This window comes from Liquorilactobacillus sicerae, from assembly GCF_029916425.1.
GTDB lineage: Bacteria > Bacillota > Bacilli > Lactobacillales > Lactobacillaceae > Liquorilactobacillus > Liquorilactobacillus sicerae.
This window is the reverse complement of sequence record NZ_JAHAVQ010000003.1, coordinates 86298-108851: the sequence shown is the minus strand read 5'-3', so window position 1 is coordinate 108851 and position 22554 is coordinate 86298. Positions and strand designations below refer to the sequence as shown.

Annotated in this window: 19 protein-coding genes; all 19 read left to right on the top strand. The window is 38.7% G+C overall.

The window, feature by feature from the left end; genetic code table 11:
* Positions 1–12: 12 nt before the first annotated feature.
* Positions 13–1299 (top strand): solute carrier family 23 protein, encoded by a 1287-nt coding sequence (locus KH893_RS02665; protein WP_281164631.1) that lies wholly within the window; start codon positions 13–15, stop codon positions 1297–1299.
* Positions 1300–1314: 15 nt separating this feature from the next.
* Positions 1315–2265 (top strand): aspartate carbamoyltransferase catalytic subunit, encoded by a 951-nt coding sequence (locus tag KH893_RS02660; RefSeq protein WP_281164630.1) that lies wholly within the window; start codon positions 1315–1317, stop codon positions 2263–2265.
* A 1-nt stretch (position 2266) separates the two neighbouring features.
* The gene (locus tag KH893_RS02655) at positions 2267–3550 is read left to right on the top strand and encodes a dihydroorotase (protein ID WP_281164629.1); all 1284 of its coding nucleotides are present in this window, start codon (positions 2267–2269) and stop codon (positions 3548–3550) included.
* Between the two features lie 3 nt (positions 3551–3553).
* Positions 3554–4648 (top strand): carbamoyl phosphate synthase small subunit, encoded by a 1095-nt coding sequence (locus KH893_RS02650; RefSeq protein ID WP_281164628.1) that lies wholly within the window; start codon positions 3554–3556, stop codon positions 4646–4648.
* Positions 4632–7817: a carbamoyl-phosphate synthase large subunit gene (gene carB, locus KH893_RS02645; protein ID WP_281164627.1), complete on the top strand. Its 3186-nt coding sequence runs from the start codon at positions 4632–4634 to the stop codon at positions 7815–7817. Before KH893_RS02650 ends, carB begins: the two co-directional genes overlap by 17 nt.
* Before the next feature lie 13 nt (positions 7818–7830).
* The gene (locus KH893_RS02640; protein ID WP_281164626.1) at positions 7831–8604 is read left to right on the top strand and encodes a dihydroorotate dehydrogenase electron transfer subunit; all 774 of its coding nucleotides are present in this window, start codon (positions 7831–7833) and stop codon (positions 8602–8604) included.
* Positions 8601–9545: a dihydroorotate dehydrogenase gene (locus KH893_RS02635; RefSeq protein WP_281164625.1), complete on the top strand. Its 945-nt coding sequence runs from the start codon at positions 8601–8603 to the stop codon at positions 9543–9545. Before KH893_RS02640 ends, KH893_RS02635 begins: the two co-directional genes overlap by 4 nt.
* The gene (gene pyrF, locus KH893_RS02630; protein ID WP_281164624.1) at positions 9535–10251 is read left to right on the top strand and encodes an orotidine-5'-phosphate decarboxylase; all 717 of its coding nucleotides are present in this window, start codon (positions 9535–9537) and stop codon (positions 10249–10251) included. The genes KH893_RS02635 and pyrF overlap by 11 nt, the downstream gene beginning before the upstream one ends.
* A complete protein-coding gene (gene pyrE, locus KH893_RS02625) occupies positions 10248–10871 on the top strand; it encodes an orotate phosphoribosyltransferase (RefSeq protein WP_281164623.1) in 624 nt (207 codons plus the stop codon). The genes pyrF and pyrE overlap by 4 nt, the downstream gene beginning before the upstream one ends.
* 776 nt (positions 10872–11647) lie before the next feature.
* Positions 11648–12883 (top strand): arginine deiminase, encoded by a 1236-nt coding sequence (gene arcA / locus KH893_RS02620; protein ID WP_281164622.1) that lies wholly within the window; start codon positions 11648–11650, stop codon positions 12881–12883.
* 22 nt (positions 12884–12905) lie between these two features.
* On the top strand, positions 12906–13904 hold the full coding sequence (gene argF / locus KH893_RS02615) for an ornithine carbamoyltransferase (protein ID WP_281164620.1): 999 nt from the start codon (positions 12906–12908) through the stop codon (positions 13902–13904).
* Between the two features lie 94 nt (positions 13905–13998).
* Positions 13999–15459 (top strand): amino acid permease, encoded by a 1461-nt coding sequence (locus KH893_RS02610; RefSeq protein ID WP_281164621.1) that lies wholly within the window; start codon positions 13999–14001, stop codon positions 15457–15459.
* Positions 15460–15584: 125 nt separating this feature from the next.
* Positions 15585–16583: an ornithine carbamoyltransferase gene (gene argF / locus KH893_RS02605; RefSeq protein ID WP_281164620.1), complete on the top strand. Its 999-nt coding sequence runs from the start codon at positions 15585–15587 to the stop codon at positions 16581–16583.
* 30 nt (positions 16584–16613) lie between these two features.
* A complete protein-coding gene (gene arcC, locus KH893_RS02600; protein WP_281164619.1) occupies positions 16614–17552 on the top strand; it encodes a carbamate kinase in 939 nt (312 codons plus the stop codon).
* A gap of 78 nt (positions 17553–17630) precedes the next feature.
* Positions 17631–19055 carry an arginine-ornithine antiporter gene (gene arcD, locus KH893_RS02595; RefSeq protein ID WP_281164618.1) on the top strand — a complete coding sequence of 475 codons (1425 nt, stop codon included), beginning with the start codon at positions 17631–17633 and terminating at the stop codon, positions 19053–19055.
* A gap of 16 nt (positions 19056–19071) precedes the next feature.
* Complete coding sequence (locus tag KH893_RS02590) at positions 19072–19536, top strand: arginine repressor (RefSeq protein ID WP_281164617.1); 465 nt, start codon at positions 19072–19074, stop codon at positions 19534–19536.
* Between the two features lie 51 nt (positions 19537–19587).
* Entirely contained in the window at positions 19588–20004 is a 417-nt protein-coding gene (locus KH893_RS02585; protein ID WP_281164616.1) for a nucleoside-diphosphate kinase, read from the top strand.
* A gap of 53 nt (positions 20005–20057) precedes the next feature.
* Positions 20058–21509, top strand: coding sequence for an amino acid permease (locus tag KH893_RS02580; protein WP_281164615.1), 1452 nt, complete (start codon positions 20058–20060; stop codon positions 21507–21509).
* Positions 21510–21739: 230 nt separating this feature from the next.
* Positions 21740–22519: a tyrosine-protein phosphatase gene (locus KH893_RS02575; protein ID WP_281164614.1), complete on the top strand. Its 780-nt coding sequence runs from the start codon at positions 21740–21742 to the stop codon at positions 22517–22519.
* The last annotated feature ends 35 nt before the right edge of the window (positions 22520–22554 follow it).

Below are 22554 nucleotides of genomic sequence, written 5' to 3'. Positions count from 1 at the left end.
GGATGAAATATTTTGAAAAATTCGTCTACAAAAGAATTTCGCAATGATGAAGCACTTTTGGATATTCAGGATCGACCAACTTTTTTTCACTGGCTGATTCTTTCGATCCAGCATTTATTTACGATGTTTGGCGCAACAGTTTTAGTTCCTTTGCTGATTGGCATCAATCCTAGTATTGCTTTGTTCAGTTCCGGTGTCGGTACTTTGACTTATATTTTATGTACCAAGGCTAAGATTCCGGCCTATCTCGGTTCGAGCTTTGCGTTTGTTACCACCATGCAGGCTTTAATGAAAGCCGATGGTTATCCAGCCGTTGCCCAAGGGGCGATTTCAGCTGGTTTAGTATATGTGGTCGTCTCATTGATCATTTCCCGCTTTGGCTCTAACTGGGTTGATCGAGTTTTGCCACCGGTTGTTGTTGGGCCGATCATCATTGTGATTGGCTTGTCATTGGCTACAACAGCCGCCAGTGATGCAATGTTGAATAACAATCATTATGATCTTAAATATTTTGCCGTTGCAATTTTCACTTTGTTGATTACCATCATTTTCAATCTGTATCTCAAAGGTTTTCCAAGCATGATCCCAGTTTTGTTGGGAATCGTTTGCGGCTACTTGCTAGCAGTGATGGTTGGAATTGTTGATCTGCAATCGGTCGTTGCCGCTAAATGGTTCTCTTTACCGGCCTTTGATGTAATGTTTGTCAATTATCACTTTAAATGGTATCCCGCGGCCATCATTGGCATGGCACCAATTGCTTTTGTCACGATGACTGAGCACATGGGTCATATCATGGTTTTAAACAAATTGACTAAGCGGAATTTCTTTAAGGATCCTGGTTTGCATCGGACCTTATTCGGGGATGGATTATCATCGATCATTGCCGGTTTTGTTGGTGGTCCGCCAACCACCTCATATGGTGAAAATATTGGGGTATTGGCAATGACTAAGGTTCACAGTGTCTGGGTCTTGGGTGGAGCAGCTTTATTTGCCATAATTTTCAGCTTTGTTGGTAAAATCAGTGCTTTGATCCACTCGATACCGACACCCGTAATTGGTGGTATTAGTTTTCTCTTGTTTGGCATGATTGCTTCTAATGGTTTGCGAATCTTAGTTGATAATCATGTTAATTATGAATTAAAACGCAACTTAGTAATCACTTCAGTTATTTTAGTAATTGGAATTGGTGGAGCATATCTGCAATTGGGAAATTTCCAATTAACCAGTATTGCTTTAGCAACCGTTTTTGGAATCGTCTTGAACTTGATTTTGCCGCAAAAAGCAAGAAGTGAAAAATAAAAGGAGCTGGGATTCATGCAAAAATCTCTTGAAATGGTAAAATTACCGCATTTTGTTTCGGTTGAAAATCTGCCGGTCGCAACTGTTAAAGCCCTTATTCAGCGAGCAACTTATTTTCAACAAGGTGGAAATGTTCCAGTTTGGTCAAAACCAATTTATGCTGCTAATTTATTTTTTGAAAATAGCACTCGAACTCACTGCAGCTTTGAAATGGCGGAAAGAAAGCTTGGCTTGACAGTCATTCCTTTTGATCCCGCGGCTAGTTCGGTGAAAAAAGGTGAAACTTTATATGATACTTTACTGTCATTGAATTCAATCGGGATCGACTTGGCAGTAATCCGGCATTCGCAAAACGGTTACTATCGCAACTTGATTAACCTGCCAGCTAGTTCGCAATTGAATATTGGAATCGTCAATGGCGGTGACGGTAGTGGTCAGCATCCTTCACAATCTTTGCTGGATATGTTGACGATTTATCAGCAGTTTGGTCATTTCAACGATTTAAAAATTGCTATTGTCGGCGATTTAACAAATTCACGCGTTGCTCGCAGTAACATGCAGCTGCTAACTCGTTTGGGAGCAAAAGTCTATTTTTCAGGTCCAGAATATTGGTATGACCAACAAGAATTCAGCCAATTCGGCCAATATTTGCCGATCGATCAGTTGATTGGGCGAATGGATGTCATGATGCTGTTACGGGTTCAGCATGAACGCCATGCTGAGGAAAGCCAATTTGATGCTCAAAGCTATCATCAAAAATACGGTTTAACCAAATCTCGCTATCAACAAATGAAAGACAAAGCAATTATTATGCATCCAGGTCCGATCAATCGTGGCGTTGAGATTGATTCAGAATTAGTTGAAGCTCCTAAGTCGCGTTTCGCACAGCAAATGAAAAATGGTGTCTTCATGCGCATGGCAATGCTGGAAGCAGTAATTAACGGGCGTCATTTAGGGGGACGGTAAGATGCTGACTTTGATTAAGAATGGTTTGGTCTATCAAGCTGGTCAACTGCATAAAATGGATGTTTTGCTCCAAGATGACCATTTTGCAGCTGTGGGAACAAACTTAGCCAAGCTAATCAGTGCTGATCAAGTAATTAATGCTGCCGAAAAATTAGTTGCTCCAGGTCTAGTAGACGTGCATGTGCATTATCGTCAGCCTGGTTTTACCCAAAAAGAAACAATCAAGACCGGTAGTTTAGCAGCGGCTCACGGCGGCTTTACGACGGTTGGGGCAATGCCTAATTTAGATCCAGTTCCAGATACGCCTGAAAAAATGTCACGAATGCAAGCGTTGAACCAAAAAGATGGTGTGGTGCATATTCTTCAATATGCTGCAATCACTAAAGGCCGGCAAGGAAAAAAAATTAATGCTTATCCAGCCCTGAAAGCTGCTGGAGCATTTGCAATCAGTGATGATGGCAATGGAATTCAAAGTGCAGCTGTTATGTATCAAGCAATGCAGCAGGCAGCTGCAGCTAAATTGCCACTAGCCGAGCATATTGAAGACGAATCACTTTTATTCAATGGTGTGATCAATGCTGGCCCGAAAGCTCAGGAACTTAATCTGCCAGGAATGCTGGACTTAAGCGAATCATCACAGTTGGCTCGTGATTTGATTCTCGCCCAAAGAACCGGGGTCCACTATCATGCCTGTCATATTTCAACCAAGGAAAGTGTGGCTTTGATTCGCTGGGCCAAACAACAGGGAATTCAAGTTACTTGTGAAGCAACGCCACACCATTTGTTACTGACAGCTGATGATATTTTGGCTGATGATGGTAATTACAAAATGAATCCACCGCTGCGGACGAAAGAAGACCAGGCTGCTTTGATTGCCGCCTTGGCTGATGGGACAATTGATCTAATAGCAACTGATCATGCCCCGCATGCGGCTAGTGAGAAAGCAGGCGGTTTTTGTCACGCTGCTTTTGGAATTACTGGCAGTGAAACAGCTTTTAGCCTACTATATACCAAATTGGTTAAAACTGGCCAGCTGACTTTGCCAAGATTATTGGAACTGCTGACCAGTGCGCCGGCAAAGGCATTCTCAATCTCTGCGGCTGGTACAATCCAAGCAGGTAAACCAGCGGACTTAACCATTTTTGATCTGCAGCATCCAGCACAAATCAAGGAATCAGCTTATTATTCAAAAGGCAAAAATAATCCATTTACTGGTGAACAGGTTTATGGCATTACTGAAATGACTTTTGTCAGTGGTCGACTTGTTTATCAAAAGGAGGACTGAAACGTGGAGAGATATTTAGTATTAGAAGACGGCGCGATCTATCAAGGAACGGCTTTTGGTGCTGACCAGCTGACGGTTGGTGAAGTAGTTTTCACGACCGGGATGACCGGCTATCAAGAAGCAGTTACTGATCAATCATATGCTGGCCAGATTCTAGTTTTTACTAATCCGCTAATTGGCAATTACGGCGTCAACCTTGACGATTGTGAATCGATCCAGCCGGGATGTTGTGGAGTTGTCTGTCATGAATTAGCCCGTGTTGCTAGTAATTGGCGGCAACAAGGCAGTTTCGACGACTTTTTGAAACAAATGAATATTCCAGGAATTTCCGGGATCGATACCCGAGCTTTGACCAAACGTCTCAGAGTGGCGGGAACCATGCGCGGCAAATTGACTGCCACCAAACAAGCTGCCAAGGAAGCACTGGTCAAACTTAAGCAGATTGAACCAACCAGCAACCTAACACCAAAAGTTTCAACGCTTCGTCCTTATCCGAATCCTGGTACGTGTCGCAATGTTGTCGTTGTTGATTTCGGCTTGAAACATAGCATTTTGCGCGAATTAGCCAAACGTGGCTGTAATACAATCGTGATGCCGTACGATTCGACGGCAGCTGAGATCTTGCAGTTGCATCCTGATGGCGTTTTGCTTTCCAATGGTCCCGGCAACCCTAAAGCATTACCGCAAGTTTTAGGTATGATCCGTCAGATTCAGGCTAAGCTGCCACTTTTTGGCATCTGTCTGGGTCACCAACTATTTGCTTTAGCCAATGGGGCCGATACCTTTAAAATGAAATTTGGCCATCGTGGTTTTAATCATCCAGTCAAAGAGATCGCTACTGGCAGGATCTTTTTTACTTCGCAAAACCACGGCTATGCAGTTAATCCTCAGTCAATTGACAGTTCAGTATTAAATGTTACTCATACTGAAATCAATGATGGCACCGTTGAAGGATTGCACCATAAAGCTTACCCAGCTTTCAGCGTGCAGTTTCATCCAGATGCTGCTCCAGGTCCACATGATGCGATGGCCATTTTTGATGATTTTATGCAAATGATCGATACAAGAAAGGAAGAGCGCAATGCCGAAGAGAACTGATATTCACAAAATTATGGTCATTGGGTCAGGTCCGATCATTATTGGCCAAGCAGCCGAATTCGACTATTCTGGAACGCAAGCTTGCCTGGCACTGCGCGAAGAAGGCTATGAAGTCGTTTTAGTCAATTCAAATCCGGCGACGATCATGACTGATAATGCGATTGCTGATCACGTCTATTTGGAACCTTTAACAACCGAATCGGTTTCACGGATCATTCGCCAGGAGTATCCAGATGCGATTTTGCCAACCCTTGGTGGTCAAGTTGGTCTTAACTTAGCCATGTCCTTAGCTAAAACCGGGATTTTGGATGAACTAGGAATTGAATTATTAGGTACCAAGCTCTCGGCAATCAATCAAGCTGAAGATCGCGAATTATTCAAAGAATTAATGAACAAACTTGCTGAACCGGTTCCAGCCTCTAAAACCGTCACTACTACTCAAGAAGCTTTAGATTTTGCTCAAGAGATTGGCTATCCAGTCATTGTACGGCCGGCCTTTACGATGGGCGGAACTGGCGGCGGTTTGTGTGATACGCCTGAACAGTTGGCAACGATTGCTGCAAATGGTTTAGATCTTTCACCGGTTACCCAATGCCTGATTGAAAAAAGTATTATGGGCTATAAGGAAATCGAATATGAAGTGATGCGAGATCATGCTGATAATACGATGGTTGTTTGTTGTATGGAAAACCTTGATCCAGTCGGGATTCATACGGGAGATTCAATCGTTTTTTCACCGCCGCAAACTTTAAGTGACCGGGAGTATCAAATGTTGCGCGATGTTTCTTTAAAAATCATTCGGGCATTAAAAATCGAAGGCGGCTGCAATGTTCAACTGGCCCTCGATCCAAATAGTTTCCACTATGATGTGATCGAAGTCAATCCGCGAGTCAGCCGTTCCTCAGCCTTGGCATCGAAAGCTACGGGCTATCCAATTGCTAAAATGGCGGCAAAAATCGCAGTTGGTTTGAACTTAGATGAAATTATCAATCCGGTAACTGGGACCACATATGCTGAATTTGAACCTGCCTTAGATTATGTTGTAGCCAAGATTCCACGGTGGCCATTTGATAAGTTTCAAAATGCTGATCGGCGGTTAGGAACTCAAATGAAAGCGACTGGTGAAGTAATGGCGATTGGCCGAACCGCGGAAGAAGCTTTGCAAAAAGCCGTTCGCTCACTAGAAATTGATGAACGCGATCTGTTTTCACCGATTGCTCAACGAGCTAGTGATGATCAGTTGGAAGAAAAACTAGTTCATCCGCAAGATGATCGCTTATTCTACTTAGCAGAAGCGTTTCGACGGGGATATACACTAGATGAAGTTCATGAGTTGACTAAGATCAATTTATACTTTTTGGACATTATCAAACACCTGACGGAATTAGAACAGCAGTTAAGCTCTTACCCTAATGATCGTCAGTTATTGGTAACGGCTAAACGATATGGCTTCAGTGATTATACAATTGGTCATTTATGGAACCAATCAGAAGATCAGATTCGGCAATTGCGGCTTAGTCAAGGGTTGAAGCCAGTCTATAAAATGGTCGATACTTGTGCAGCAGAATTTGACTCAAAAACACCGTATTACTACAGTACCTATGATTTAGAAAACGAAAGCCAGCCAACAGCTAAAAAATCAATTTTAGTTATCGGTTCGGGTCCAATTCGAATCGGTCAGGGGGTTGAATTTGATTATGCGACCGTTCACAGTGTCAAAGCGATCCAAAGCCTTGGCTATGAAGCAATTGTGATGAATAGCAATCCGGAGACTGTTTCAACCGATTTCTCAGTTTCAGATAAATTATATTTTGAACCATTAACATTAGAAGATGTTTTAAACGTGATTGAGCTCGAACAGCCGTTGGGAGTGATCGTCCAATTTGGTGGGCAAACGGCGATCAACTTGGCTGCTGGTTTAGAGCAGCATGGTGTTAAAATTTTAGGAACTTCAGTTAAGGATCTAGATCGAGCCGAAGACCGTGAACTGTTTGATGAAGTTATCAAGCAATTAGGTTTACGGCAACCGGTGGGTAAAACAGCGACTACTCAAGCCGGAGTTTTGCAAAAAGCTCAAGAAATCGGTTATCCAGTTTTAGTTCGACCAAGCTATGTGCTAGGCGGCCGAGCAATGGAAATTGTCTACAATGAAACAGAATTGAAAACTTATCTCAAGCAAAATGTTACTGCAGCGGCCGATCATCCAATTCTGGTCGATGCTTATTTGGAGGGACGAGAATGCGAAGTTGATGCAATTTGCGATGGTCAAGATGTTTTGTTGCCGGGAATTATGGAACATATTGAACACGCTGGCGTACACTCTGGTGATTCAATGGCGGTTTATCCACCACAATCGTTCAATTCAGCAATTAAAGAGCAAATCGTTGCTGCTACTCAAAAATTAGCTATTGCTTTGAATTGTCGCGGAATAATGAATATCCAGTTCATTATTCATCAAGATCAGGCCTATGTGATCGAGGTCAATCCACGGGCTAGTCGAACAGTTCCTTTTTTAAGCAAAATCACGGGAATTGAAATGGCTCAAGTTGCCACTAAAGTTATTTTAGGCAAAACTTTGCCGGAACTTGGCTATCAATCTGGTCTTTATCCGGAAAGCAAAACGATCAATGTCAAAGCTCCGGTTTTTTCATTCAGCAAATTAGCTGAAGTTGACAGCTACCTTGGTCCAGAAATGAAATCAACCGGCGAAGTTATGGGCAGTGATCGGACATTTGAAAAAGCTTTGTTGAAAGCTTTTGCTGGCGCAAAAATGAAATTGCCGATGAACGGCAATGTTTTGTTAACGATCGAAAAACGCGATAAAGAAACAATTTTGCCATTAGCTCAGCGTTTTAGCCAAATTGGCTATCGACTGTTAGCTACTGATGGGACTGCTAAATTTTTAGAAGATCATGGATTAAGAGTCATGAATGTTGCTAAAATTGGTGAAGTTGCAACTACTGATCCGAATATCTTGGACTTGTTGAAAGCTGGTAAGATCCAATTGGTAATTAATACGATGGGTCATGATCAGGCGGCAACTTCAGCTGGTTTCCAAATCAGACAAATGGCGATTTCGCATAACGTACCATTGCTGACCTCGCTGAATACGGCCGCAGCTTTAGTTAAGGCGTTGGAGAATCGGACTTTTGCAACTGATCCATTATAGAAAGGAGCCGTTTATGCCAAGTGCCAATGATTTTATCATTCAAGAACAGTGTCAATTGACTGCTGATGTGTATTTACTGAAGTTAAAAACGACTGCTAAGTTAAGTGGCTACCTGCCCGGAAAATTTGTGATGGTTGCATTGCCAAATGAACTTTTTCAATTGCGGCGGCCATTGGCAATTGCTGATTGTCAAGCTATGCAAGGACAGTTGAGCTTGGTTTATCGAACAGTTGGTCAAGGGACTAATTTGTTAGCTAGCCTAAAACCTGGTGTCAAGTTGAATATTCTCGGAGCCTTAGGCAATGGTTTTACTTACCAAAGTCTGACTGCTAATGATCAAGTCCTTTTGATTGGCGGCGGTACAGGTTTGCCGCCCTTGATGTTTTTAGCCAAAACATTAGCGCAAAAAGGTTGCCAGGTCACTACGATGGCTGGCTTTCGCACCCAAGCACAAGTCTTTGGTACAGCAGTTTTTCAAGCCAGTGGAAAATTTTTATTAGCTACCGATGATGGAACAGCTGGAATCCAGGGAACGGTCAAAACTTTATTGGATAATTGGTCAGCCAATTGCCGTCATGTTTATGCTTGTGGACCTTTAGGATTGTTACAGACAGTTCAAAAGCACTTTGCTGACTGTCAGCTGCCAGTTGACTTGTCCTTAGAAAGTCGGATGGGTTGTGGTATGGGTGCTTGTGCGGGTTGCATGGTCAGCATTGGTCAAGGTGATTTGAATCAGCATGTTTGCCTGGAAGGACCGGTTTTTTCAGCTGCGGAGGTGAAATTATGAAGCTCAGTGAACGTCTAGCAGTTGAATTGCCAGGTTTAAAACTTAAAAATCCAATCATGCCGGCCAGTGGTTGCTTTGCTTTTGGCGATAACCGTTATGCGGAAATGTTCGATCTGAACCAACTCGGAGCAATCATTATCAAAGCTGCCACGTTAAAACCACGGATTGGCAATCCAATGCCACGGATTGCGGAAGTACCAGGTGGCGTTTTGAATGCAGTTGGCTTACAAAACCCTGGGGTTGATGTAATTTTACAAGCCAAATTACCTGCCCTGAAGGCCAAATATCCGAATTTGCCAGTTGTTGCTAACGTTGCTGGTACGGCTGAAGCTGATTACGTCGAGACTGCCAAGCGTTTAAGTCATTCTGGTCTAGTTGACGCTTTGGAATTAAATATTTCTTGTCCAAATGTCCGGCACGGTGGTATGCAGTTTGGCACTGATCCTGTCAGTGCCAAAAATTTAACGGCAACTGTTAAAGCTGTTAGTCCGATACCAGTTTATGTCAAACTTTCACCAAATGTGACGGATATTGTTGCTATTGCTCGTGCAGTTGCGGCTGGTGGAGCTGATGGATTGAGTATGATCAATACCTTATTGGGGATGCGGTTGGATTTAAAGACTAGGCAGCCAGTTTTAGCTAATCAAACTGGCGGTTTATCTGGTCCAGCAATTAAATCTATTGCAGTTCGGATGATTTATCAAGTCAGTCAGCAAGTTGATTTACCAATTATTGCCATGGGTGGAATCAGCAATGCCGACGATGTTTTGGAAATGTTCTTAGCAGGAGCCAGTGCGGTAGCAATTGGAACGGCGCTTTTTCATGATCCACTGATTTTTCCCCACATTTTGGCGGATTTACCAACTAAAATGGATCAGTACCAGATCAAAAGTTTGTCAGCTTTGCAGCAGGAAGTGAGGAGCAAAATTAATGAAAATTGAGCGACCGATAATTGCGTTGGATTTTCCTGACAAAGCAATGGTTAATAATTTCTTGAAAAAATTTCCGGCAGGTCAGCGATTGTTTGTCAAAGTTGGGATGGAATTATTTTACAGTGAAGGTCAAACAATGGTTCAGGAATTGATTGCTGCTGGCCATGATGTCTTTTTAGATCTGAAATGTCATGACATTCCGCATACAGTTGAAGCTGCAATGCGGGTGATCGGTAAATTGGGCGTCAAGCTGACAACAATTCATGCTAGCGGTGGAACGCCAATGATGGAGGCAGCCGTTTCTGGTCTGCTAGATGGCAGTAATGGTGATTCAGCAGCTAAAATTTTGGCTATCACCCAGTTGACCTCAACGACTGAAGAGCAATTGCAGCAAGAACAGTTGGTAACAGCTTCAATGCAAGCCAGCGTACTGAATTATGCAGCTTTGGCTGAGCAAGCTGGCTTGGGCGGAGTGGTTTGTTCTGCTTGGGAAGCAGCGGCAATTCAAGCGCAAAGTCAGCCTGATTTTCTGCGGGTCACCCCAGGAATCCGGCTAGTCGGCAACAACCATGATGATCAAAAAAGAGTTATGACGCCGGATCAGGCAGCTCGCAATGGCAGCAGTGCAATCGTTGTTGGCCGGGCAATTACCCAGGCTGCTGATCCAGTGGCAGCGTATCAATTAGTTGAGAAATTATGGAGGGAACAAGTATGAAACAAGTAGCAGCTGATTTATTAAAAATCAAGGCCGTCAGTCTTTCACCGCATCAGCCTTTTACTTGGGCGAGCGGAATCAAAAGCCCAATCTATTGCGATAATCGTTTGACCATTAGTTATCCGCTAATTCGTCAAAGAATTGCGAGCGGACTGGCAGCTTTGATCAAACAAAGTTTTCCAGAAGCTGAGGTGATTGCTGGAACAGCAACTGCCGGCATTCCGCATGCCGCTTGGGTAGCTGATCGTTTAAATCTGCCGCTAATCTATGTTCGCTCCAAACCGAAAGATCACGGCCAAGGTCGGCAGATCGAAGGAGTCTTGCAACCAGGTCAAAAAACGGTTCTGATCGACGATTTGATTTCGACCGGAGGCAGTGTTTTAAAGGCCGTTGCAGCTGCTCAAAAGGAACGGGCACAAGTAGTTGGGGTGGTTGGAATTTTCAGTTACCAATTACTAGCTGCCAAGCAAAATTTTGCTGCGGCACAAATTCCATTTTTCACTTTGACCAATTACCATGAATTGATCGAAGTCGCTAAGGAAGAAAACTACATTGATGAGCAAGAATTGGAATTGTTGTACGCGTGGCACCAAGACCCGACGGATTGGCAACAAAAATAGTTAAAAAAGCAGTTCAAGAGCTAAAAAACTCTTGAACTGCTTTTTTTAACGAATATTGTTTGATTCGTTGTATTAAAGCTGGTTTTGGAATAAAACTGGTAAATCGATCAATAATTTGACCAGTCTTAATAATAATCAAAGTTAAAATGCCTTAAATTTGTAGTTGTTGGACAAATATAGGGAGATGATCGACATCGAATGATTTAAAACTGACTATCACAAATTCAGAATTTTCCGATAAATGAACTAAAATCGGCTTCATCATTTGATGTGTTGGATACCCAACGGAATTAAAATCAACAGTTTTATTTTGACTGATTTCTTGTTGAAAATCAGTATCAGAAACTTCTTTTACTTTTGACTAGGTTATTAAGCTTTTTTATTACTGCCATAGATATATACTACAATCTCCCCAACTATTACTGTATTTTAAACGCTAATTCAATTAAGACTTTTGAATTAGTTCTTAAAGTAAGAATTTTGATAGCTATTTCATTTAGAAAAAGCTTTTTTATTTTTTAAAATGATAAATTAATTCACTAAATATTCTAATTGTTTTTTAATGATTGGTATATTTTTTTTATTCATCAATTTATACATATTTTTCATAAAGTATACTATATTTTAAATACCAATGTATATAATGAAAATTTATACATCAGGGCAAATAAAAGGCTTGTCCAGCCTTAAAATACTAATAAATCAACTGTTGACAGCGGTTACACAAAGGTAATAACATATGATTGTAATAAAAATATACAGGAGGTTGATGAAAAATGTCTAAACCGATAAATGTTAAATCAGAAATTGGTAAACTGAAAGCTGTTATTTTAAAGAGGCCGGGTAAAGAGATTGAAAACATAACTCCGGACACAATGCCTCGGCTACTATTCGATGATATTCCTTACTTGCCGATAGCTCAAAAAGAACATGATGAATTTGCACAAGTTCTAAAAGCTAATGGGACCGAAGTCTTGTATTTAGATAATTTGGTTTCAGAATCATTGACTAACTCTGAGGTAAAAAAAGATTTCCTGAATCGGATGATCTCCGAGTCTGGATTTAAGGAAGAAAGCGAAACCGCGAAAGTTCTTTTTGGATATTTAGGTCATATGGGTAATTTGGAAATGATTACTCATATCATGGAAGGAGTTCGAAAAGATGAAGTTGAACTAAGTTCGCTAGATCTTAAAGAAGCATCTGGAGATAAAGCATATCCTTTTCTAATGGATCCAATGCCTAATTTGTACTTTACAAGAGATCCAGCTGCTGCAATTGGAAATGAGTTAAGCATTAACAAGATGACGTTTGCGGCACGTCAAAGAGAGTCGTTATTTATGGAATATATTATTTCCAACCATCCAAAGTTTGCAAATAAAGGTGTCCAGGTTTGGCGAGATCGGAATCATCTTAATCATATTGAAGGTGGTGATGAATTAGTCTTAAATGATCATGTTTTGGCAATTGGTATTTCCCAAAGAACGACAGCAGAAGCAATTGAGGATATTGCTAAAAGTCTGTTCACAAAAAATTCAGGATACGATACAGTTCTAGCAATTAAGATCCCGCATAATCATGCAATGATGCATCTAGATACGGTATTTACAATGATTAATTACGATCAGTTTACAGTGCATCCAGCAATTTTAAATCAAGATCAGCAGATTGATATTTGGGTTATGCATCCTAAAGATCAAGGCGTATCAGTTAAACACGAACGTAATCTGAAAGAGGTCTTGAAGGCAGCCCTTAAGTTAGATGATTTAGATTTGATTCCAACTGGTAACGGTGATCCAATTGTTGCTCCTCGTGAACAATGGAATGATGGCTCAAATACATTAGCAATTGCTCCAGGAGAGGTCGTTACTTATAATCGTAACTATGTATCAAATGACATTTTAAGAAAACATGGCTTACATGTCCATGAAATTCAGTCCAGTGAATTATCACGCGGACGTGGTGGCCCACGTTGTATGTCAATGCCAATTTATCGTGAAGATTTGAAAAAATAATTAAATAAAGGAGAAAAAGAATATGTTTAATGTACGCAATAAGAATTATTTAACTTTAATGGATTATACACCAAGAGAAATTAGGTACTTGCTCGATTTAGCGGAGAATTTAAAGAAAGCCAAATATACCGGGACAGAACAGCCAACGCTGGAAGGCAAAAATATTGCTTTGATTTTTGAAAAGAGTTCAACAAGAACACGTTGTTCTTTTGAAGTAGCTGCTCATGATCAGGGGGCACATGTTACTTATCTTGGACCGTCTGGAAGCCATATGGGTCACAAAGAATCGGCAAAGGATACGGCACGTGTTCTAGGAAGAATGTTTGATGGAATTGAATATCGAGGATTTTCGCAAAGAACAGTTGAAACATTAGCTGAATATTCTGGAGTTCCGGTTTGGAATGGCTTAACTGATGAAGATCATCCAACGCAGGTCTTAGCTGATTTTCTGACAGCTAAGGAGATTTTAAAGAAAGATTACAAGGATGTTAAGTTTGCCTTTGTAGGTGACGGACGTGATAACGTTTCAAATGCCTTGATGATCGGTGCAGCTAAAATGGGAATGACATATCACGTTGTATGTCCGAAAGAGCTGCAGCCATCAGCAGAGCTTTTAGCGAAAATTGATAAAATTGCTCAAAAGACCGGTGCTCAAATTAAAGTATTTAATGACATTGCTGAGGGCGTCGATCAAGCTGATGTTATTTATACAGATGTTTGGGTTTCAATGGGTGAACCAGATAACATTTGGAAAGAAAGAATCAACTTGTTGCAGCCTTATCAGGTTAACCGATCAGTACTGGATAAAACTAACAATCCAAATGTAATTTTTGAACATTGCTTGCCAGCATTTCATAATACCGAAACTGAAGTTGGGAAGAAGATTGCCGAACAGTATGGTTTAAGTGAAATGGAAGTTACAGATGAAGTTTTTGAAAGCAAGAATTCTGTAGTTTTTGAAGAAGCAGAAAACAGAATGCATACGATCAAAGCAGTAATGGTAGCTACATTAGGCAAATAATATTCGCTTTGGTGGCAGTAACTATAAACTGATTTTCTTTTTTAACAAAGTATCTTTTTAAAAATTAGACGCAAAATAAAAGAGATGTTTAATTATGAAAGATGAAATAAAAAGTAAAGTTGGATTAGGTGGTTTAATAGCTTTAGTAATTGGCGGAACAATAGGTTCAGGGATATTTGCATTGCCAGCAACGATGACTCAAAATGCTAATCCAGAAGGAATTTTAATTGGTTGGACAATCGTAGCAATTGGAATGCTGTCATTAGTATTTGTCTATCGAAATTTAACATTACAACAGCCTGAGATTGATGATGGTATCTATGGTTGGAGTAAAAATATGTTTGGTAATGTGGGTGGCTTTATAGCAGCTTACGGACATGGTGCAGGAGATTCAATTGGGAATTCTAGTTATCTAACAGTTTTATTTTCTGCATTTGGAAGCTTTACGATATTTAGATTTTTCGGTAATGGTACGACCTGGGCTGCAGTGATTACATCATCGGTTTTATTATGGATAGTTGTTTTTATGGTATCTAAAGGTGTTAAAACAGAGACTTGGTTAAATAATGTAACAACTATCGCAAAAGTAATTCCAATCGCATTGTTTATTATTTTGGCCTTACTAAATTTTAGTCCACATATCTTTATGGCACATTTTAGTTCTACTCAAATTTATAATACATCTTTAGGTAAATGGACACATGTATCTATTTTTAGTCAGAGTAAATCGGTTTTATTAGCAGCTATGTGGACTTTGATAGGTGTTGAATCAGGGACTATATTTGCTACACGTGCAAAGAAGTTATCAGACGTTGCTAAAGCCACAACAATTGGAGCAACTGTTGTTATTTTGCTACTAGTTGGAACAAGCATTTTGTCTTTAGGCTTAATGGTACCCAAGGAAATTTCAAATTTGCATGATCCTTCAATGGCCGGGTTAATGGAACATATGGTTGGTTCATGGGGAGGATGGCTGATTAATATTTGCTTAATAATTTCGGTCTTAGGGGCATTAATTGCTTGGGTAAATTTAAGTGCAGAAGAAACAAGATTGGCTGGTCGTGGCGGATCAAGTACTAGATGGTTAAATGGATTGAATAAAAATGAAGCACCAATTAATTCGTTGATTGTGACAGCGGGAATAACTCAAGTATTAATGATCGTTGCTGGTATCTATTCGGCAGGGTATAGAGTTTTGTTGGAGTTTTCAACCTCACTTTCAATAGTTCCTTATTTGATGGTTTCCCTTTATGCATTAAAGAGTGCCATAAAGGGAACGGGATTTAATAACAAAACAAGAACTGAAAGGATTAGTTCCGGTGCTTGGGCAGTATTAGCAGTTTCTTTTTCAATGTTTATGATTTATGGCGCAGGTTTAAAATATCTTTTATTAGCAGCTATTGTGTGGCTAACTGGTTTACCCCTATATTGGAAAGGCAAAATTGAAAGAAATGAGAAATGGGATAAATTTGAAAAAAGTGCTTGGTCAATAATAACTCTTATGGCTTTAACTGGAATTTATGGATTATTTACAGGAAATATTCTTTTTAATTAATAATTTGCGCTAAGCTTTTGAAAATTCATTTATGGCTTTTCATGGACATGGTGGCCCACGTTGTATGTCAATGCCAATTTATTGTGAAGATTTGAAAAAATAATTAAATAAAGGAGAAAAAGAATATGTTTAATGTACGCAATAAAAATTATTTAACTTTAATGGATTATACACCAAGAGAAATTAGATACTTGCTCGATTTAGCGGAGAATTTAAAGAAAGCCAAATATACCGGGACAGAACAGCCAACGCTGGAAGGCAAAAATATTGCTTTGATTTTTGAAAAGAGTTCAACAAGAACACGTTGTTCTTTTGAAGTAGCTGCTCATGATCAGGGGGCACATGTTACTTATCTTGGACCGTCTGGAAGCCATATGGGTCACAAAGAATCGGCAAAGGATACGGCACGTGTTCTAGGAAGAATGTTTGATGGAATTGAATATCGAGGATTTTCGCAAAGAACAGTTGAAACATTAGCTGAATATTCTGGAGTTCCGGTTTGGAATGGCTTAACTGATGAAGATCATCCAACGCAGGTCTTAGCTGATTTTCTGACAGCTAAGGAGATTTTAAAGAAAGATTACAAGGATGTTAAGTTTGCCTTTGTAGGTGACGGACGTGATAACGTTTCAAATGCCTTGATGATCGGTGCAGCTAAAATGGGAATGACATATCACGTTGTATGTCCGAAAGAGCTGCAGCCATCAGCAGAGCTTTTAGCGAAAATTGATAAAATTGCTCAAAAGACCGGTGCTCAAATTAAAGTATTTAATGACATTGCTGAGGGCGTCGATCAAGCTGATGTTATTTATACAGATGTTTGGGTTTCAATGGGTGAACCAGATAACATTTGGAAAGAAAGAATCAACTTGTTGCAGCCTTATCAGGTTAACCGATCAGTACTGGATAAAACTAACAATCCAAATGTAATTTTTGAACATTGCTTGCCAGCATTTCATAATACCGAAACTGAAGTTGGGAAGAAGATTGCCGAACAGTATGGTTTAAGTGAAATGGAAGTTACAGATGAAGTTTTTGAAAGCAAGAATTCTGTAGTTTTTGAAGAAGCAGAAAACAGAATGCATACGATCAAAGCAGTAATGGTAGCTACATTAGGCAAATAATAAACAAAAGTTTGAAAGAAGGTTCTCTTTATGAAAAAAATTGTTGTTGCTCTAGGAGGTAATGCAATTTTATCTAAGGATGCAAGTGCAAAATCTCAACAAGAAGCAATTAAAAAAACTGTTAATGTTTTAGTAGAATTTATTAAACAAGGGCATCAATTAGTAGTTACTCATGGTAATGGCCCGCAAGTTGGTAATTTGTTGCTTCAGCAGGTTGCAGGAAGCACAGCAAAGAATCCAGTGATGCCCTTAGATACAATTGGTGCCATGACAGAAGGTAGTATTGGGTACTGGATGCAGCAGGCATTTAATGAGGTTTTGGAAAAAGAAGGCATTCATAAAAAGGCTGCGACTATAATTACTCAAACTGAAGTCTCAGCGGATGACCCAGCTTTCAAAAACCCTTCAAAGCCAATTGGTCCTTTTTATCAGAAAGAGGAAGCAAAACAAGAGCAAGAAAAGCATCCTGATTATATTTTTGTTGAAGATGCTGGGCGAGGGTATCGACGTGTAGTTCCGTCTCCAATCCCTAAGGAAGTAATTGAATATCCAGCTGTTTCCGCAATGCTTAAAGACAACTTAATTCCAATTGCTGCTGGTGGTGGTGGAATTCCAGTTTCAAAAGATGCTGATGGCAACTTCATCGGCCAAGAAGCTGTGATAGATAAGGATTACGGTGCTGCAAAATTGGCAGAGAATATTGAAGCAGACGAACTGATTATTTTGACAGCAGTTGATTATGTATATGTAAACTTTAACAAACCAAATCAATTGAAATTAACTGATGTAACTGTTAATGAATTAAAACGCTACATTTCTGAAAATCAGTTTGCTAAGGGAAGCATGTTGCCTAAGGTCAATGCAGCCATTGAGTTTGTTGAGCAAACAGATGGAAAAGCGATAATTACTTCTCTCGACAATGTTAAACAACTGCTTGAAAAAGGAGTAGGCACAATCATTTCAAAATAGCATAAAAAAAGGGGGATCAAGAAAGTTAGTATCGTACTTTTAATATGATTCCCCTTTTTTTAAAGGAGGTCGAAAGTTGTGGAAGTAAAAAAACTTAATTTGATTGAATTAATTGGTCTAGTTGTTGGATCAATTATTGGTGGTGGAATATTTAATCTTATGAGTGACATGTCAAGATCTGCTTCAGCTGGATCACAAATAATTGGCTGGATTATTACAGCAATTGGCATGATTTCATTAGCTTTGAGTTTTCAAAACTTAAATATGAAACGTCCTGATTTAGACGCTGGAATTTATAGTTATGCGGAAGCTGGTTTTGGAAAATATATGGGATTTAATTCAGCGTGGGGTTACTGGATTTCTGCATGGTTAGGAAATGTTGGATATGCAACATTACTAATGAGTTCTGTTGGCTATTTTTTCCCAGTATTTGGAAGTGGTCAAAACATTTATTCAATTATAGCAGCTTCTTTAATACTGTGGATCTGTCATTTTTTGATTCTGCAAGGCATACAATCAGCTTCTTTTATAAATACAATTTTAACGGTTGCTAAATTGATTCCAATTGGAGTTTTTCTAGTAATCATGCTGATTTCTTTTAAATTAGGCATTTTCACATCAGACTTTTGGGGAACAGTGTCTCACAATTTTGAATTAAAACCGGTCATGTCTCAAGTTAAAAGCACAATGCTTGTAACTGTTTGGGTCTTTATTGGGATTGAAGGAGCAGTATTGTTTTCAGGCCAAGCCAAAAAAAGATCAGATGTCGGGAAAGCAACTATTTTTGGAATTATTACTGTTATCTTGATTTACATGTTAGTTACTTTGCTGTCATTAGGTGTAATGAATGGATCTGAATTATCGAAGTTGCGTCAACCTTCAATGGCATACTTATTAGAGTCAGTTGTCGGTAAATGGGGAGCAGTTTTGGTTAATCTAGGCTTAATTATTTCAGTGGTCGGTGCCTGGCTGTCATGGACAATGTTTGCAGGGCAGTTACCTTATGAAGCAGCCAAAAATGGAACATTTCCAAAATTCTTTGCTAAAGAGAATAAAAATGGAGCACCGATTAATTCACTATTAGTAACAAATGTTTTAATTCAAGTTTTCTTCTTTACTTTTCTAATTTCAAGTCGAGCTTACAATTTCTTCTATTCTCTTGCAAGTTCTGCAATATTAATTCCATATGCTTTTTCAGGTTTTTACCAGCTAAAATTTTCGTTGAGTGAGGATAATAATGTTGAAGGAAAACAAAAAAATATAGTTATTGGCGTGGTTGCAAGTGTTTATGCGTGCTGGTTAATTTATGCAGCCGGGTTAAAATATTTACTTTTAACAACATTACTTTTTGCACCGGGAATAATTTTTTACTATCAATTACAAAAGAAAGATAACAAAGCTGAAAAGGCGTTTAGTAAAACTGAACTGGGAATTGCAGTTCTCATAGTTCTATGTGCAATAGCTGCATTCTATCAAATAATAGTTGGAAAAATCACTTTTTAATTAGGGGGCAATTAATTTGGAAAATGATAAAAGAAGAAAATTAATCCAACTTCTAATTAATAAAAATAAAATCTCTACGCAACAAGAATTGATCGAACAGTTAAAGGAAAATGGCGTAGAAGTAACTCAAGCAACCATATCGAGAGACATTCGATCTCTAAATATAGTAAAGAAAAGAGACGATAATGGTCTAATTTACTATGCTCAAGCACAAGTATCTAAAGAAAATATGGTTTGGAAGTTCTATGAAACAGTTAACCAGTACGTTTATAACGTACAAAGAATCGAATATATAAATGTTATCCATACAGTTCCTAATTTTGCCAATGTTTTGACTGCGTTGCTGGATAGTTTAGAGGTTCCTGAAGTTACAGGCAGCGTTGCTGGTTATGATACAATTATGATCATTAGTTCAAGCATCGAGGACGCTATTTTTGTAGAAAAGTTATTTGAGGATCATATTGATGCAAGTTTAAAATAACTTTTTCTGACTTAATAATTCAATAATAATACTCATGGGAAGTAACGAATTATGAAAGAATATCAACAGTCTTGCGTAATTATAAAGCCAGATAGTATTGAAAAAAAATTAATTGGAGAAATCATCGAAGTAATCGAAAATACTCCATTTAACATCGAAGATATGAAGATGATTTATGCATCTGAAAATCAATTAACCGATCATTATAAAAACTTGAAGAACAAAACATTTTTTAAAGACCTACTTAATTATATGTTATCTGGCCCAATAATTGTATTAAAGGTCTCTGGTGATAATGTAATTGATGAATTGCATAAATTAGCAGGAAACACCGACCCTAATTTAGCGCAACCTGAGACTATTAGAGGACATTTATCATTATATGGCGGCGATAAGATGCATAATTTCATTCATACTTCTGATACTAAGCAAAATGCTATTAATGAATTGAATATTTGGTTTGATTAAGATAGCCCTTGCATCTAGTAAGTTTAATAAATTATTAGAGGGTGTATCTGAAAATGAAAAAAGAAAACGCGGTTCAAAATGATAAAAGCAAAAATCAGGTTAAACGAGTTTTAAAGACAAGGCACTTATCTATGATTGCTTTAGGAGGAAGCATTGGAACTGGATTATTCGTTGCTAGCGGTCTTACAATTAGTTCTGCAGGGCCAGGTGGGGCTTTAGTCGCGTATATCACAGTTGGCATTATGGTCTATTTCTTGATGACTAGTCTTGGTGAAATGGCCACGTATATGCCTATTAGTGGATCATTTGCATCTTATGCTGGAAAGTTTGTTGATCCTGCATTAGGATTTGCTTTGGGGTGGAATTATTGGCTTAATTGGGTAATAACTTTGGCAGTTGATATTACTACCGTCAGCATAATAATCAAGTTCTGGTTACCCAATAGTCCCACCTGGATTTTTAGTTTACTGGCTTTAGCTGTTATGTTTTTTATCAATATTATTTCTGCTCGTTCTTTTGCAGAAACTGAGTATTGGTTATCACTGATTAAAATTTTGGTTATACTTATTTTTATATTTTTAGGTTTCCTAATGATTTTTGGAAAATTAGGGCAGCCATTTACAGGTTTGAAAAATTTCACTTATAAAAAGGCACCCTTTTTAGGCCTTTTATCAATGCTAGGGTCTTTTTCAACAGCAGCCTTTTCGTTTCAAGGAACGGAACTTATCGGGATAACGGCTGGTGAATCAGCTAATCCAGAAGAAAGCATACCTAAAGCAACCAAGCAAATCTTCTGGAGAATATTATTATTTTACATCTTATCAATTTTTGTGATTTCATGTTTAATTCCGTATGATAGTCCGTTCTTACTTGGATCGAGTACTAAAGATATTGCAATAAGCCCATTTACATTGGTCTTTAAACAATCTGGCTTAAATTCAGCAGCAAGTATAATGAACTTTGTAATTTTAATATCAGTTTTATCATCAGCTAACTCTGGTATTTACGCAGCAACTCGAATGCTTTACTCACTTTCATATCATAAAGGAGCGTTATCAATTTTCATAAAGACAAATAAGCAGGGTATACCAAGTTTAGCTTTATTTGTGACAACATTTATCGGGTTATTAATCTTCTTGATGAATTTTTTTGAAGTAGGAATTTATGATTTCTTAGTTACAGCTAGTGGTTTAACGGGATTTATCGCATGGTTAGGAATTTCTATCTCACATTTGCGCTTTAGAATGATCCTAAAGAAAAAAAATATACCACTAAGTAGCTTAAAATATCGTGCTAAGTTTTTTCCTTTAGGACCGATTTTGTCGACTCTGATTTGCGTGTTGATTATTTTAGAAAAAGGAATTGAATTGACGATTGATTTTAATTGGTATGAGCTTCTAATTACTTACTCTTGCATACCGATATTCTTAATTTTGTTTTTAGGCTACAAGTTAAAAAATCATACAAAGTTGATACCGTTGGATGATGTTAGTATAAAAAAATAAAAAAAGCTTAACAAGAAAGCAGAGCTGATATTATTTTTAATATTGGTCCTGCTTTTAATTATAAAAAATTATCAAGCAGAAAGACGATGAATATAAAAAATCCAATTTTTAGATGGAAAAATTTATATGATTCATAATTCATTCTGTAAAGAATATCTCAAAAAAATAATAACTATTTGTTTTTGCGCCTAAAAGATTTACAATAACTTTGAAGCAAGGAGATGATCAACATGCATTCAGAAAGACTTTTACCAGTTGCTGGTAGCGTTAACTTACGCGAATTGGGTGGATATCCGACCCAGGACGGTCAAACTGTCCGCTGGCAAAAAATCTTGCGTGCCGGCGACTTAAGTCATCTTACAGGTTACGGACGTTTTCAGCTGGCTCATTATGGTTTGCAGTATGATATTGATTTACGCTCACCGCGTGAAAGAAGCTATGCACCTGACAACGTACCAGAACAAATCATTGTTCGTTCCTATCCGGTTTATCCGACTGATGATCAAGAAGATGATGGTGATCTGCCGCTTGCTGAACTTCAAGCTCAAAGCAAGTCGGCACTGGAAACTGATCCTTATCAACTGATGGTTTTTAATTCCCATTCACAATTGGCCTTTCGCTGCTTGTTTAAGGATCTTTTGGCTAATGATCAGGCGAAACATTCACTGCTGTTTCATTGCGCAGCCGGTAAGGATCGGACTGGAATTGCTAGTTTTTTGATTCTTTCAGCTTTAGGAGTAGATTATCAAATAATCCGGCAAGATTATTTATTGACCAATATTGTATACTCCGCTGGTGATCGGGATCAATTGAGAAAAAAGTTGAAAAACAAAAACGCAGCCGAGTTTATTAATCGAATGAATGCTTCGTTTTCGGTTTTGGGTGAGGAATTAGACCAGGTTCAAACAGCTATTGTTGAAAAATATGGTACGGTCAATCAGTACTTAAAAACAACCATGCAGCTGAGTGAAGGTGATCTTGATTTATTACGGAAAATTTATTTAGAATAATTTGCCGCAATAAAGTTTGACATAAGTGTCTGTAG

What these genes read in the sequence shown, in the direction of transcription:
- KH893_RS02585 (WP_281164616.1), top strand. Translation starts at nt 19,588, where the DNA reads ATGAAAGAATATCAACAGTCTTGCGTAATTATAAAGCCAGATAGTATT.
- KH893_RS02640 (WP_281164626.1), top strand. Translation starts at nt 7,831, where the DNA reads ATGCCAAGTGCCAATGATTTTATCATTCAAGAACAGTGTCAATTGACT.
- argF (WP_281164620.1), top strand. Translation starts at nt 15,585, where the DNA reads ATGTTTAATGTACGCAATAAAAATTATTTAACTTTAATGGATTATACA.
- KH893_RS02575 (WP_281164614.1), top strand. Translation starts at nt 21,740, where the DNA reads ATGCATTCAGAAAGACTTTTACCAGTTGCTGGTAGCGTTAACTTACGC.
- KH893_RS02655 (WP_281164629.1), top strand. Translation starts at nt 2,267, where the DNA reads ATGCTGACTTTGATTAAGAATGGTTTGGTCTATCAAGCTGGTCAACTG.
- pyrE (WP_281164623.1), top strand. Translation starts at nt 10,248, where the DNA reads ATGAAACAAGTAGCAGCTGATTTATTAAAAATCAAGGCCGTCAGTCTT.
- KH893_RS02660 (WP_281164630.1), top strand. Translation starts at nt 1,315, where the DNA reads ATGCAAAAATCTCTTGAAATGGTAAAATTACCGCATTTTGTTTCGGTT.
- KH893_RS02635 (WP_281164625.1), top strand. Translation starts at nt 8,601, where the DNA reads ATGAAGCTCAGTGAACGTCTAGCAGTTGAATTGCCAGGTTTAAAACTT.
- argF (WP_281164620.1), top strand. Translation starts at nt 12,906, where the DNA reads ATGTTTAATGTACGCAATAAGAATTATTTAACTTTAATGGATTATACA.
- carB (WP_281164627.1), top strand. Translation starts at nt 4,632, where the DNA reads ATGCCGAAGAGAACTGATATTCACAAAATTATGGTCATTGGGTCAGGT.
- KH893_RS02580 (WP_281164615.1), top strand. Translation starts at nt 20,058, where the DNA reads ATGAAAAAAGAAAACGCGGTTCAAAATGATAAAAGCAAAAATCAGGTT.
- KH893_RS02610 (WP_281164621.1), top strand. Translation starts at nt 13,999, where the DNA reads ATGAAAGATGAAATAAAAAGTAAAGTTGGATTAGGTGGTTTAATAGCT.
- arcC (WP_281164619.1), top strand. Translation starts at nt 16,614, where the DNA reads ATGAAAAAAATTGTTGTTGCTCTAGGAGGTAATGCAATTTTATCTAAG.
- pyrF (WP_281164624.1), top strand. Translation starts at nt 9,535, where the DNA reads ATGAAAATTGAGCGACCGATAATTGCGTTGGATTTTCCTGACAAAGCA.
- arcA (WP_281164622.1), top strand. Translation starts at nt 11,648, where the DNA reads ATGTCTAAACCGATAAATGTTAAATCAGAAATTGGTAAACTGAAAGCT.